This is a genomic window from Novipirellula herctigrandis (assembly GCA_007859835.1).
GTDB classification, from domain to species: domain Bacteria; phylum Planctomycetota; class Planctomycetia; order Pirellulales; family Pirellulaceae; genus Novipirellula_A; species Novipirellula_A herctigrandis.
Window position 1 is genome coordinate 814891 of record SJPJ01000001.1, and the last position, 13929, is coordinate 828819.

Annotated in this window: 11 protein-coding genes; 4 read left to right on the plus strand and 7 right to left on the minus strand. The window is 52.2% G+C overall.

Annotation, left to right across the window (positions count from 1 at the left end; all coding sequences use genetic code 11):
- Nucleotides 1-33 precede the first annotated feature (33 nt).
- The 5 genes from CA13_RS02705 to rfbA all read right to left on the minus strand — a co-directional run bounded on the left by CA13_RS02705 (nucleotide 34) and on the right by rfbA (nucleotide 5190).
- Entirely contained in the window at nucleotides 34-828 is a 795-nt protein-coding gene (locus CA13_RS02705; protein ID WP_419193858.1) for an FkbM family methyltransferase, read from the minus strand.
- 170 nt (nucleotides 829-998) lie between these two features.
- A complete protein-coding gene (locus CA13_RS02710; RefSeq protein ID WP_146394486.1) occupies nucleotides 999-2198 on the minus strand; it encodes a glycosyltransferase in 1200 nt (399 codons plus the stop codon).
- On the minus strand, nucleotides 2195-3691 hold the full coding sequence (locus CA13_RS02715; RefSeq protein WP_146394487.1) for an MOP flippase family protein: 1497 nt from the start codon (nucleotides 3689-3691) through the stop codon (nucleotides 2195-2197). The genes CA13_RS02710 and CA13_RS02715 overlap by 4 nt, the downstream gene beginning before the upstream one ends.
- On the minus strand, nucleotides 3648-4280 hold the full coding sequence (locus CA13_RS02720) for an acyltransferase (RefSeq protein WP_146394488.1): 633 nt from the start codon (nucleotides 4278-4280) through the stop codon (nucleotides 3648-3650). The genes CA13_RS02715 and CA13_RS02720 overlap by 44 nt, the downstream gene beginning before the upstream one ends.
- A 31-nt stretch (nucleotides 4281-4311) precedes the next feature.
- A complete protein-coding gene (rfbA, locus tag CA13_RS02725) occupies nucleotides 4312-5190 on the minus strand; it encodes a glucose-1-phosphate thymidylyltransferase RfbA (RefSeq protein WP_146394489.1) in 879 nt (292 codons plus the stop codon).
- A 202-nt stretch (nucleotides 5191-5392) separates the two neighbouring features.
- Here rfbA and CA13_RS02730 point away from each other — a divergent pair, with 202 nt between their 5' ends.
- Complete coding sequence (locus CA13_RS02730; RefSeq protein WP_146394490.1) at nucleotides 5393-7312, plus strand: acyltransferase family protein; 1920 nt, start codon at nucleotides 5393-5395, stop codon at nucleotides 7310-7312.
- A 155-nt stretch (nucleotides 7313-7467) separates the two neighbouring features.
- On the opposite strand, the gene CA13_RS02735 is transcribed toward CA13_RS02730, so the two are convergent.
- Nucleotides 7468-7917 (minus strand): hypothetical protein, encoded by a 450-nt coding sequence (locus CA13_RS02735; protein ID WP_146394491.1) that lies wholly within the window; start codon nucleotides 7915-7917, stop codon nucleotides 7468-7470.
- Nucleotides 7918-8137: 220 nt separating this feature from the next.
- On the opposite strand from CA13_RS02735, the gene CA13_RS02740 reads away from it, so the two are divergent.
- The 3 genes from CA13_RS02740 (at nucleotide 8138) to CA13_RS02750 (ending at nucleotide 11567) form a co-directional block, all read left to right on the plus strand.
- Nucleotides 8138-9238 carry a glycosyltransferase family 4 protein gene (locus CA13_RS02740; protein WP_146394492.1) on the plus strand — a complete coding sequence of 367 codons (1101 nt, stop codon included), beginning with the start codon at nucleotides 8138-8140 and terminating at the stop codon, nucleotides 9236-9238.
- 290 nt (nucleotides 9239-9528) lie between these two features.
- Complete coding sequence (locus CA13_RS02745) at nucleotides 9529-10188, plus strand: PEP-CTERM sorting domain-containing protein (RefSeq protein WP_419193859.1); 660 nt, start codon at nucleotides 9529-9531, stop codon at nucleotides 10186-10188.
- Between the two features lie 152 nt (nucleotides 10189-10340).
- On the plus strand, nucleotides 10341-11567 hold the full coding sequence (locus tag CA13_RS02750) for a DUF1559 domain-containing protein (protein ID WP_146394494.1): 1227 nt from the start codon (nucleotides 10341-10343) through the stop codon (nucleotides 11565-11567).
- Nucleotides 11568-11602: 35 nt separating this feature from the next.
- On the opposite strand, the gene CA13_RS02755 is transcribed toward CA13_RS02750, so the two are convergent.
- A complete protein-coding gene (locus CA13_RS02755) occupies nucleotides 11603-13894 on the minus strand; it encodes a type II secretion system protein GspD (protein ID WP_146394495.1) in 2292 nt (763 codons plus the stop codon).
- Nucleotides 13895-13929: the final 35 nt, after the last annotated feature.

Below are 13929 nucleotides of genomic sequence, written 5' to 3' on the forward strand. Positions count from 1 at the left end.
GTGGCAAGCGGATTGGCGGGGAGTGCGACGGAACTAGCCCGTACGCTGAAATAGCAACCCATCGTCACTTTGATCAGAGTCGTACAACTGACGCAAGCAGTTGTGAAACTGATCCTTCCCAACCGTTTTGTTTAGCGACGGAACAGTTAACGAATCAAACATCGCCAATGGTTCAAGGAACTGTTCGATGCTTACGTTACTGACATTTCGTAAATGATGAGGCACAAACTCAACGACAAGCGTTTTGGCTTGATTCAAAATGTTTTCCATTCCGCGAAGCGCGAAATACTCGGAACCTTCGATGTCCATCACAATCAAATCAAACGCCTGGTCTGGAAACTTGTCGTCCAAAGGAAAGCCCGGAACCGTGATCTCGTCAGGTTTGTCACTGTAATACTGGTACTCTTTCTTTTGCGGAACAATCTTACTACCACCTGAATTTGATCGATTTACCAAAAATTTCAGCTCCTGCTGGCGATCACTGGCGGCGATGTTGTAAGCGGTCAGGTTGGAAACTCGATTGATTGCAATGTTCGCCTGTAACAGCTCAAACGTGACTGGGTTCGCTTCGATCGCGGAAACTGCCCGGCAATGCCCCGCTAACGGTATCGCAAGCGTTCCGACATGCGTGCCGACGACCAAGACGTTTGATTCGGGCGTGATTGTCGGCAACAGCCGAGCCAATTCGTCCTCGCCGTACATTCCCTTCAAACGCAACTGGCGTCCGACCCCATAATCCTCGGGATCGACCAAGAACAGGTGACTTTCGGACTGCACCAATAGCGCCTTGACATGGGGGCCGAGCATATGGCGAGTGATATCGCTCATGCGGCTCTTACACCACAGCTTCAAATTGTGGAACATATTCGCTACTCGTGGACAACAAGGATTCAAAAACGTTGGTTCGCTTTATCGCGGTTTGCCAAGCCGACCACAACCCGTAAACCGTTGAACTCAAAATTGGCTTCGGTTCACTCACAAAAACACTCTACATCAAGCTATTTTGTGTCCAGGGCAAGCCGTCCTGGGCAACCACCGCGGACGATTTGGTCGTAGATCTGCGCGAGCGATTTCCCCTGCTTTTGCAGGCTGTATTCTGCTTCGATATGCTGTCGGCCTGCTAAACCGATCGATGGCCATTGTTCGTGTAGGCTCACGGCTCGGCGCAGTTTGTCCACAATCGAATCAACGTCCCGCTCTTCAGCGAGCCATCCGGTTTTCTCATCCAAAACAACGCTCGGGATATCACAATGTTTGGAACTAATGATTGGCATTCCCGTGGAAGCCATTTCAATTAGACTCACCGGAGCCCCTCCTTCCGTATCGCCGTCGCTCGCGTGGACACTCGTTGACACAAACAGATGATGGTCGTAGGCAAGTTCGAGCATCCTTCGGTGGCTTTGCAAGCCTTCCCAACGAATGAGCGGATCGAGATGGTGTTCTTCAACCACCTCCATGATCCTTTCTTTTTCGCGTCGCGATGCAGGATCGTCCGCTGCGTCGCCTACAATCGTTATTTCCATCGGAACGTCCGCAGCCAACCGAGCGAGGGCCGCGAGTGCGTAGGGGATCCCCTTTTTCTCACGAAAAGCTGCCGCAAAAAAAACTCGCAACTTTTCATTCGGATTCCATTGCCTTGCCACGAAGGGGAATTTATCGACATCGACGCCGAGGTGTTGAACGACAATCCGATCGGCCGGGCAACCGAGCTTTTCGACGTTTCGCGCCATGTGCTCGCCTTCGCAAAGAACACACGCCACGCGGCTAAACATTCGTCGATAGTCGGCAACAATCGAAGGTTGCGATTGAGGTAAACGTGTCACGTCCATGCCATAGAATGTGACGACGTGTTTGACGTTGGGATAGGATTTGAGTAGCTCCGAATCTCTTGCGCCATTGTGACCAAAATGAGTATGAACGATGTCCGGTCCGAACCGATCGATGTGCGCGGGCAGGTATTCAAACTTCAATGGGAATCGATGGAGAAAATTCAATCGGTTGGCAATTCCATGTAGCGTTCGTCGAACGGGTGCATCATCCGCAAAGCAGCAGATCGAATCGACCGGGAATTGATCCAAGTTCATTGTCTTTAGACAAGAAACCGCGTTCTCGATCCGCGGAGGCAATGATTGCACGAGCGAGTGCATCCATGTTTGCGTCTGCGGCAACCAAACCGGGTGTGAATGGAGTACTTTCATGGGGCAATTTGACTAGAGGTCGTGCGTGATTTGAGCAACTTGACGAACATCAACATCGATTCTCGGTTCAACCAATAGGTGATAAAGACATAGCTGACCGCACCAATGACTACCTGAAGGACAACGGCGATTCGAACAGGAACTTGCATCGCCCCAAACGCGTAACCGGAAATCCACACCAACAAACCCATCAACAAACTACAGAACAGATTCGCACGGATCGCAGAAAAAAAACTCGATAACGGCAGTTCGATCAACTTAAACGGAATCATGAACCCGGGGATTGTAATTAGTATCGATGCGGCTAAGTAGGAATAGGCAACGCCGGTGACACCATAACGTACGCCAATGATGAAAGCCGGGACCACCACTGCAGTCGCAAAGATTGTCCAACGAAGCATTTGGTCGGTTCGACCTTTGGCTTGATAGATAATGCCAACGGTCGAGGCAAGCGATTGGGACATACCAAGGGGCGCAAGAATCATAAGGACATGCCCACTTTCGGACCATTTTTCACCAAAGAAACCAACAATCATTGGCACCGCGACGATGAACATTCCCACCATCGCCGGAAAACTTAGCAGCGATATCATCTGCGACACCTGCAAGTAACCCGCTCGGAATCGCTCGTGATCGTGTTGTGATTTCGAGAAAACGGGAAACATGACTTTGCTGATTACCGAGGAGAGGTTTTGCACCGGCAGCAGCATCAGACGATAGGCGAGGGTGTAGATTCCAAGTGCCGATGGACCCAAGTACTTTCCGATCAAAAAGTAGTCTGCGTTTCGAACAAAGTAGTTCAATACCGTTGACATAGTAAGGTTGCTGCTGAAGCGAAAAACGCTTGCGAATTGCTCGCGGCTGAAATGAAGCACGGGAACCCAGCGACTCAGCGCGTATGCGAGAACGGTGATCGTTGTGACACTGGCAATCGATTGAAACACCAAACTCCAGACGCCGTAGCCCAGAATCGCCAACGTGATTCCAATTCCGCCAGCGATTGTCGCCGCGGCCACTTCGACAATCGCTAAACTGCGAAACGCTAGCCGATGTTGAAGCAATGAGACCGGCACGATCGAAATGCTCGACAGTACGAACGTCGTCGAGAGGACTCGCAATACGTTGCTAAGAAGAGCTTCGCCAAAGTAGTTAGCGATCAGGGGCGCAGAAGCATAGACAATCGAAGTAGTCGTGATCGCGATGGCAACATTGAAGATAAAAACAGTCCCCAGCAGTGAATCGTCATGCTCTTGTCGTTGGACGATCGCGGCACCAGTGCCAAGGTCTTGGAAGATTGCGATGAAACCGGTCACGATGGTTGCCAAACCAATCAATCCAAAATCTTCAGGCGACAATAGGACCGCCAGCACGGCCAAGGTTGAGAGCTTGAATAGTTGCGTCGTGATGTTCGCAAACGCCGTGTATTTGACGCCGGTGACGGCGGTTTGCTTAAGCCCCGGCATGGTCGACGTGTCCGCTTTTTGGCGTGTCACTTAGCGATTCGCTCAGTGGAAGCGACATCTTTTTTTGAGCGGGGATGCCAGCGTAGAGTGAGCAGGCGTCACATGATTGATTGACGAGCGAGTGAGCAGCGACCACTGTCGTTTCGCCGATCTCGACGCCCGCTAGAAGCGTCGCGCCGAACCCGATCCAGCTTCCCGTTGCAATTCGAACGGGCTTGCAGACGCGGGGATAGATGGCGCTGACACCAGGACTGCGGTTGCAATCGGCATGCGTCAGAATCGAGACGTTTCCCGACAAAACTGCGTTGTCTGCAATCATGATCACGTTGGCCAGATCCATTGTGACTCCCAATCCGATGTAGACGTTTTCTCCGATTTGCAGATTACCAAAGTCCGTTCGCGAGCCTATGTCCTCAAGCACGTTGTCCAAATAGAGTGGCCCCTTAATTGTTGTTTCTTCCCCAATCGTCGCACCTAGTTTTCGAAGCAGTCGCACCGACACATTGGGTGCCGGATTGCGAAGATATCGGACGACTTCATCCAGACCAAACAACTTGGCACGGCAATAGACATACGCTAATTCGAACTCCGATTTCAGGCGTCGTAAGATGCGAGACATATTAGTTGTTGATCTTGATGGAGGAGTAAAACTAATCGGTCACCCGCGGCCATGTCGCGACTTTGCGTAAGTAACCACCGTAGCCACTCTTGTCATACTTGTCCGCCAACGCGAGGAGTGCCGGAGTGTCGATGAAGTTCATGTAAAACGCCACTTCTTCGATACATCCGATCTTTGTTCCTTGGCGTTCTTCGATCACACGCACGAATGTCGACGCCTCGTTGAGTGATGCAAAGGTGCCAGTGTCAAGCCAGGCAATGCCGCGATTGAATACACCTACCTGCAATTCATCGCGCCGGAGATACTCGTTGTTGACTGCTGTGATTTCGAGTTCACCGCGAGCCGATGGTTTTAGGTTTTTAGCAATCTCCACAACTTGGTTGTCATAGAAATAGAGCCCTGGCACTGCATAGCTTGATTTTGGCTCACTCGGTTTTTCCTCTAACGAAATCGCCTTTCCTTTTGGCCCAAATTCAACGACCCCATATCGTTGTGGATCATTGACCCAAGCGGCAAAGACCACTGCACCGGTTGGATCAGTATGGTTACGAATCAACTCACCGAATCCAGAACCATAGAAAATATTGTCGCCTAAAATTAGCGAGACTTTGTCGTCACCGATAAAGGATTCGCCGATGGTAAACGCTTCGGCTAGCCCATTGGGATTGGCTTGCTCGGCATATTCGATCGCGCATCCGATCGCCGATCCGTCACCAAGCATCCGCTGAAAGTTGGGCATGTCGAACGGTGTCGAAATGACAAGAATCTCGCGTATCCCCGCTAACATCAGCACCGACAAGGGATAGTAGATCATCGGTTTGTCATAGACCGGAATCATTTGCTTGGAAATGCCAAGCGTGATCGGATGAAGCCGACTACCCGACCCCCCGGCAAGAATGATTCCCTTCATCAGCGGTCTCTAATCGTTTGAATTGCGTATAAGGAAGACACGAAAACCATTCATACGCAATGAGAGGCTGCGACGACTAGGTCAAATGCGTGGGACTTCCCGCCCCGCTGCCGAGGGACTACTGAACTTCAATTGACAGGCCATCAGAAACTTGAGAGAAGGACCGCACGGTTCAATTTCTACACCCATCGGTCTCAATACTATGCTGGACTTCAAATATCGGTCGGATGTCGATGGACTGCGAGCGGTCGCGGTTGTTCTCGTGCTGCTGTTCCACGCCGAACTAGGGTTCACAGGCGGCTATATCGGAGTGGACGTTTTCTTTGTCATTTCCGGATTCTTGATTACAGGGTTAATTGTCAAGCAGCAACGAGCCGGGAAGTTTAGCCTCGCTAATTTCTGGTCGCGGCGTATTCGCCGGATTCTTCCTGCCTCGGTCTTTGTTGTCATCTGCACCCTGGTCGCCGGATGGTTTCTCCTTTTTCCCAGCGACTATCGGGACTTGGCTCAGTCAGCACTCTCACAACAACTCATGCTCTCAAACGTCTACTTTTGGCGTAACACGGGCTACTTTGTTGGCGATGCAGAACTCAAACCACTTCTGCACACATGGTCCTTGGCCGTTGAAGAACAGTTCTATTTGTTCTATCCCTTTGTCCTAGTGTTGCTGCGGCGGGCAAGCGACCGAACTCTCGTCACACTGCTTGGGCTCGCAACACTCGTTTCACTACTGGTGAGCCAATGGGGAGTGCTGTATCACCCCGGCGCGACCTTTTTCCTTTTGCCAACTCGAGCTTGGGAATTGTCGCTTGGTGGCCTGCTGTGCTTTACACCACCAAGTCAATTGCGATCTCGCACTCTAGCAATTTTAAATGTAGCTGGCTTGTTAGCGATTTGTGTCGCAGCATGGTTTTTTGACTCGACAACCCCCTTTCCCGGTTTCCATGCCCTGTTGCCATGTTTGGGCACTGCTGCTTGCATCTATACCAACGCAGCCAAACTGACGTGGTGCGGAAAACTGCTTTCGGCTCGTCCTATTGTGATGCTCGGATTGATGTCCTATTCGCTATACCTGTGGCATTGGCCCTTGTTGGCCTACGCTCGCTATGCTCTGGATGGGAATTTACCGGCGGGTGTCGCAATGACGGCTTTGGTCGTTAGCCTGCTGCTTGCGTACCTATCATGGCGTTTCGTTGAACAGCCCTTTCGTAAGAATCAGTTTGGGTTCGCGAACCGCTCTTTGGTTCTTGGGATCGGTGGATGCTCCATGGCGGTAGTCGTCTTGGCCGCCGTGGTCGTGTCCAGCAACGGGTTTCAAGATCGAGTGTCGGAAAAGACGCTGGCGTATCGTCGAGCAAAAAAGAGCATTGCGTTTGTTCAACAGGTCAAGACAGCCGATATTCAACGCGGCGGGGTCCCGACATTTGGTTCCGATTCAGGTAAATCAAAGTGCTTGGTATGGGGGGACAGTCATGCGATGGCACTTGTTCCAGCCATTAACGCGGCATGCGAGCAGTCGAATATCAAGGGTTTTCAAGCGACGTATTCCGCGACCGCGCCGCTGTTAGACTTCGTGTACCCTACCGCTGCGGGCTTGAACGATGCCTCGCCCGTTTTCAACGACGCCGTTGTCCGTTTCGCAGTGGAACAACAGGTTGACATTGTCATCCTCGCGGGAGTCTGGAGTCAGTATGCGGAGAACGCCGATTTCGAGTCCGCGCTACGCAATACCATCAAGCGATTGCGGGCCAACGATATCCAAGTCGCAGTCGTCTTGGATGTGGTTTCCCATGACGCTGATATCACCCTGACGCTCGCTCACCGAGCAAGCCGATCGCAAGATACGGCCAATGTCGGAGCATCCGACGACGCGTATCAGAGCAAAAACCGCGAATGCAATGACGTTATCTTCAAGGTTGCCGAGGGAGAAGCCTTCGTCATCGAGCCAAGGAATGCCCTCACCAACCGAGATTCATTCTGGCCTGCTCAAGTCGATGACGTCGTGCTATATCGAGACGGATATCACTTATCCATCGAGGGAGCACTCCGATTGACGCCGATGTTCGTGACGCTGTTTGCCTCGATCCAGAAAGACATTGTCGCCGTCAACATGTATGACTAGTCATACACGGGCACGGCCAGTCGTCGGTGAGCCCGGAAAGAGGTTGGAGTCCAGGCTCATGGCCGCTCGTTGTATGGGAATTTGGCCACTTGCCGATTCAGGCATACAGCCTGAAATCCAACAATCCCTCATGAGCGATCCGCGCCTCGCGCCGACTAGTTCTTGGCCAATTGATCCACGCTCGCGTCGGCGTCCACGAAGGGATTGGTACGGACAGGGCCAGGGGCGACTTTCTTCGATTTCGATGCCGAAAGGGTAGTGGAATAGCTAACGCACGGATTCATGCTGCGGATGCTCTGGGGAACACCAGGTTGGATGAATTCCGACTCCAACCGGCCTCGATAGCTCTCCGGAGCGGTCACCATTGGCATCGATGCAAAGGGGCTCATGCCGTACGGGCGTGAGTACCGAGCACCGTAATAAACGGGGGGGTGCATCGCAAAATACGGTGGTGTCCTGTAGCCACCACCAAATCCACCATAATAATTATAACCCGATCCACACCCGTAACCGCCGAGGAATCCAGGGTGCTGGGCCGACGCGGTTTCAGAGGTCAAAAGAGCCGCCGCGAGCGTGACGACCAAGGCAATGGCGAGCTTATACATGGAGAAACCTCAGGGGGAATTTCGTGAAATTCGTTGGTGAATCGAGTTTGATGAGTGGATGGAATCCCCCCGTGCTATCATCCACGCTAATTGCCCCCTAATGCCGTTGCAACTGAATCAATCCCACAATTCGGCTTTTCCGGCCCTGTGACGGCAAAATCAAGGGAAATCGGCGAGCAAGTCGCTTGCGTTTGCGGAAAAGAATGTTGGACTCAAAGCTGTGAAAATCCTCTGTATCATCCACTCGCTCGACGGCGGCGGGGCGGAACGGGTCATGGCCCGACTCGCCTCGATGCTAGCCGCTCGTAACCACCAAGTTGCCTTGGTGACGCTGGATGATGCGAAAAACGATCGTCATTCGGTCTCCGATTCCGTCCGTCGCTTGCCACTCGGCGTGATGTCAGAAACGCCACGCGGGTTCGCAAAACTGAGGAACATCCGCCGTCGGCTTTCGGCAATCCGGCGAACGGTGAAGCACGAATCCCCTGACGTGGTTTTGTCATTTTGTGACCGCACGAATATCGACGTTCTCTTAGCGACAATCGGGATGAACGTCCCAGTTGTGATCAGCGAAAGGAGTGATCCGAGGCACCAGAATCTAGGAACGTTTTGGGAACGAGTGCGGCGGAAAATCTACCCACGAGCAGCCAAAATCGTCGCACTAACCAATGCAATCGCCGAATCCCTCGCACCGCTGAACCACCGTCCGGTTGAGGTGATTCCATCGGCTGTGGATAAGTTTGACGCGGCAGAGATTTCGGGGGCTCGCAAGAACGTGATACTGGGGGTCGGACGGCTTCAAACGGAAAAGGGTTTCGACAGGCTGATCGAAGCCTTCGCCGAGATTGCGGCCGATTCACCCGAGTGGACACTGCGGATTGTAGGCGAAGGAACGCAGCGAGGTTATCTCGAGGAATTGGCCAAAACACGGGGCATTTCGGATCGAATTGCCTTCCCCGGATGGGTTCGCCCGATCGATCCTGAGTATGCCGGCGCAGCTGTTTTTGTGCTGCCAAGCCGCTATGAGGGATTCCCATCGGCACTACTTGAAGCGATGGCTGCCGGTTTGCCCTGTATCGCAATGGATTGCCAAAGCGGATCACGCGAGATCATTCGAGATGGTGAAAACGGCCTGATCGTCGCAGACAGCATCCCAGACCTAACCGCCGCCCTGAGACATCTTGTCGACAATCCCACCGAAAGAGAACGCGTTGCAAAATCGGCGACCGAAGTCGCCACCCAATTCAGTTGGGACAAAATGGTGGATAAATACGAAAATCTACTGCGAATACACTTGGAAAGCCTGCTAAACACGCATTGACCACGGGAAATTACGGCCAATTCCGCAATATGTTCTTCTAGGTTGGGGTACCCCAACACACTCCCTGTGACAAAAAGCCACATCCGAACCGAGAAAAACCGAGGTTTTTGTCCGAGCAAGGCTCGATTTTCTCAGTTAGACTCAGTATCCTAGCCGGATCAACACTAGTCGATCAGGTACCAAGAGTCCCCCCGACCAATCGCTGAGATTGATTGTGGGGTCCGACAAAGGTGACCGACTAGCGAACGACGCGGATTTTGCACACAACTTCCATGACAGGAATTACCCACATGAAATCTGGTTTCATCGCAATGGCGATCCTCGCAACGGTATTGGTGCAAGCTCCGGCTGAGGCGGATGTCGTGCTCTATTTTGACTTGGACGCGAATTCGGGCACAGTCGAGCCTACGCTCACGGCTTCGCCTGGAGACACAATCAATGTTCGCCTGTTGATGGATTTAGTTGGCCCTGCGGAAGTCGAGTCTTTTTCTTTCGACATCGATTTCGATCCCACTTATTTAACGGTGTTAGGCACCGACACTTCGATGCGCGACGGGCTTGCAGGTTTTAAACAAGAATCCACTATTGCGACCACGATCAGTGGCAGCGGTGCAAGTGTCGGTCAATTTGGCGGTGGACCAGATACGTTGACAGGGAATTACCTCGAAGCATTGAGTGGAACCACGACGACATTTACCATCGGCGAAATCAGCTTCTTAGCCTCTAACACATCCAACACACCGAGTTCGAACGATTTACTTAGTTTTACGAACACTGTGTTCGTTGGCATTGAATTGGGACCAGAAGACACACCAAGCATTTTTGCTAATGACCATAACATCACCGTAACTGCGGTACCCGAACCCTCTTCGCTAGCTATAATGATTTGCAGCACTGGAATTTTGGCGATCCGACGAAAACGACTCGGTTCAGCAAAAAAAAATAGTTGAATCATGAGCGTCATAGTGTTGGAATCGAACGATTTCTTCTAATCGGCTTTTCAAAACTGAACGCAGTGCAATTGCACTGCGTTTGTTTTATTTCGGTTGGTCAATGTCCGGTCACGGGCCAATCACAGGACTTCTAGCTAAGGGTGGATCGAATGCGTCGTCGGAAACAGTCAGCGTTTACACTTGTCGAATTGTTGGTCGTCATCTCAATTATCGGCGTGTTGGTTGGCCTACTTTTGCCAGCAGTTCAAATGGCTCGCGAAGCCGCTCGACGGATGAGTTGCAGCAACAACTTCAAGCAAATTGGCTTGGCGGTTCACAACTACCACACAACCCACAATCAGTTGCCAACACAAGGCAGCGGCACCGATTGGGATGATACGACACTAAATATCTACGAACAGTCATACAATTCCAATCAACTGCATTTGAGCTACATGGTTGGTTTGCTGCCCTTCTTGGAACAGCAATCCCTTTGGGATGAAATCAGCAAACCGCTGGCGAATACTTCCGGTGCTGGACCGACCCCATGGAATCCGATGGGACCAACGCCCTACGCTGGCTACACAGAATACTCACCCTGGATGATCGAAATTCCAGGGTTCCGCTGCCCGAGCGATCCAGGAACGCCCATCGGTTTAGCGAGAACAAACTACGCAGCATGCATCGGCGATGACAGCGTACGATCGTCGTCGGGATGGAGCCACAGACGTGGCGGTTCAGGAAGCTTGTCCGACGCTGACCGGAGAGCCGTAAAACGACATTTGCGAGGATTTTTCGTTCCGCGAAAAGTGATGGCCTTCAAAGATATTATTGATGGACTATCCAATACGATTATGGCGGGCGAGATTGCAACGGACCTTGGTGACAGCGACATACGAACTCGTGGTTCCTTCGAGAACGGTGACATGGTTTATACCACTACACCCGGTGTCAAGCATTGCCGTTCGTCGAACCAAATCGATGCGACTCGTCCCTCTTTTTGGGATCCGTCGATTTTCCCAACACATGACCCTGGCGCGACCGCCGGCGCAAAATTCACTGGAGCCACTTTGTCAGGAACCACTCGCGGTGGATCGTGGGCATCGAGCCACAACATCTTCACAGCAATGACGACAATCTTGGCGCCCAATACAGAACTCTGTATGGGATCATGGGGGCCATCTGCGGAAGGGAATTGGTCCGCTAGTAGTCGTCATCAAGGTGGCGTACACATTTTGCTTGGTGATGGAGCAGTTCGCTTCGTTACCGATTCGATTGACGCTGGAAACACCGAGTTCCCAATGGCCAATATCGAACAGGGACAAAAGAGCCCTTACGGAATTTGGGGTGCTCTTGGTACTCGCGCGGGCAAAGAAAGTTTCGAGAGCCCGTTCTAAGCGGTCCCTTTGTAAGCCGGCATCTCACACAACGTCTACTGATAGTAATCGTCCGCGACGATTACTTCGACGGTTTGGTTCGCTTCGTGGTGTTGGTGAGCGCCGTAGTCATGGTGAGCGCCGTAGTCATGGTGAGCATCGTACAATTCGTACTCCTGGCACGAACACCCGATGCCGCTACCGCCAAGCATCTCGAGCTCTAATGTCCCCCCGTTGACTCGGCAACGCCGATGGTGGTTCGGGCAATACGGGTTCTTGCAATCGGGCGTCAAGGGACGGGTTGTCGCGTAGGGAATCTTGCCAAGTTCGTGTTGGACCACACAAGCCGCTTGTTCTTGACGCCGCGAACCCATTGTCGTAGGTGTGACAATCTCGGGCTTTAAGAAAACAATCAGTTCGCTTTCACGAACATCTGTATCGTGACTGCGGAAGAGCTTCCCGATGTACTTGATGTCTTTTAAATAGGGAACACCTCGTACCGTCTCCACAATGTTCTTTTGGCGAAGACCGCCAAGCACGAAAAGATGACCGTCATCGACTCGCACGGTGGTATCGGCGGTTCGACTATCGATGACGGGATTACCCTCGATTTCGTCTACTTTGTAACTGTATTCCGGATGAACCTTCATTTCGATGGTTCCATCGCGACTGATTCGGGGTGTGACCTGCAGGATGATTCCGGCATCTACGAACGTCACATTGGCTGTACTGCCACCAGTGGTCGAAATCGTACTTTGGACCGGCAACTTCTGTACGATTTTGATGGACGCTTCGCTACGATCGCCAACGGTAATCGTAGGATCCGCTAAGATCTTCGCTTCCGAATTGGAATCGAGTGCTTGAATCAGCATCGTCGCGTCATAGGTACTATTGAGTGTGCGAATTGCTAGCGAACTTATGCCTGCGGTGGCTGAATCCGTCGTCAACATGCTCGTCGCGCCACCCACAAGATTTCGATAGATTAAATCCTCACTATTGAGCCCATCGGTTGTCGTGGTACTGCTATGCGCGCCTTTCGTCCAGTTGACGCCAAGCTGTTCCAGTTCCCCAATCGCGACATCGTAGATAACCGCCGTAATGCGAACTTGAGGACGTGGCACATCCAATTGCTCGATGGCTTGCGATGCAATCCGAAGTTCCTCAGCCGTCCCGCGAACCATGATGCGGTTTTCTTCGTTGTATACCGCCACGATCACACTATCGCCGAGGGCTTGGCGAAGTGATTCAGACATCTCTTCTGCCTCGGTGTATTGAGGTGTGAAGTATGCGATCCCACTTTGCGCCATCAATGGCTCAATCGATTCGTCCGAACCGACACGTTCCGAAGAACCAAAGGACGAGTCCAACGCAGCAGCTGGCTCGGGCAACATCTCTGCTTGGGGTTCGACAAGACTGGCGAACAGCGATTCCACCTTTGCAACCGACTCGGCATTTGCGATGACCAACACCCGATCGCTACCCACTTTTCGAATTTGGCCTCGTTCGCCAAGCAGTAGCTGAGCCGCGTCGATCGTGTCAGCAGCATCTTCTTCTTTACCAGGAAGCCGCAGCGTTCGCGAAACAAAGTCCGGGTTGCTCGAGCCAATTTGATCAATCGGCAAAACGATCAAACTGCTACCGGTTTTCCGGTAGCTATACCCCGAAGTCGTCAGAACCGCCGACAAAACTTCTTTTAGCGGCGTTTCATGAAACGTGCCACTGACTTCCCCCGAGACGCTTTCGCCAACAACGATATTCACCTTCCACAATTCGCTTAGTAAAAAGACGACCTCATTAAGCGGCGTTTTGCGAAACGTGATGCTCCCCGTTCTGTCGAGTGCTTGTTCGATCGTATCGGCGACAACCGGAACCTGCAATTGCTCGGATGCACCCTCAGGCTGCGGCAATTCCACCGCGTGATCCAAATTTGGCGAGGTCGGCGAATCAATCGGTTCTGCGCGGAATTGGGCGGTCGAAATCGGGTGCAGTGGAGTCAGCGGCCCGGCGTCTTCGAAGCGATTGCCCGAGTCGACGATGGCAATGTCTCTTCGTGCAACACTGTGCCTATACGCGTCATTCGTGGGAGCTTGCACGGTCTTTGCGGAGACGTGGATTCGACCATGCGGCTTTACAAGCGTTGCGGAATGGACGATCAACGGTTTTCGCTGTCGACGGATCGGCACGAGGTCCGGCACGTCACGATGGTCGGTCGGGATCGATTCTGTTCGCTCGATTTCGTGATACCCCGATTGTCCAAAAGCATTTTGACACGAAACGACTGCGAACGCCAATACAAGCAACCGGCATTGTTGGCGTGGCGTTAAAAAGAGTCGCTTCAATTTTTGCATCGAATTGCCATCCTTGGCAAAAGTGTTCCGTATCA

Bases quoted from the DNA above. Each gene is read 5' to 3' on its own strand.
- CA13_RS02750 (WP_146394494.1), top strand. From the start codon at position 10,341: ATGCGTCGTCGGAAACAGTCAGCGTTTACACTTGTCGAATTGTTGGTC.
- CA13_RS02705 (WP_419193858.1), bottom strand. From the start codon at position 828: ATGAGCGATATCACTCGCCATATGCTCGGCCCCCATGTCAAGGCGCTA.
- rfbA (WP_146394489.1), bottom strand. From the start codon at position 5,190: ATGAAGGGAATCATTCTTGCCGGGGGGTCGGGTAGTCGGCTTCATCCG.
- CA13_RS02735 (WP_146394491.1), bottom strand. From the start codon at position 7,917: ATGTATAAGCTCGCCATTGCCTTGGTCGTCACGCTCGCGGCGGCTCTT.
- CA13_RS02755 (WP_146394495.1), bottom strand. From the start codon at position 13,894: ATGCAAAAATTGAAGCGACTCTTTTTAACGCCACGCCAACAATGCCGG.
- CA13_RS02720 (WP_146394488.1), bottom strand. From the start codon at position 4,280: ATGTCTCGCATCTTACGACGCCTGAAATCGGAGTTCGAATTAGCGTAT.
- CA13_RS02745 (WP_419193859.1), top strand. From the start codon at position 9,529: ATGAAATCTGGTTTCATCGCAATGGCGATCCTCGCAACGGTATTGGTG.
- CA13_RS02730 (WP_146394490.1), top strand. From the start codon at position 5,393: ATGCTGGACTTCAAATATCGGTCGGATGTCGATGGACTGCGAGCGGTC.
- CA13_RS02710 (WP_146394486.1), bottom strand. From the start codon at position 2,198: ATGAAAGTACTCCATTCACACCCGGTTTGGTTGCCGCAGACGCAAACA.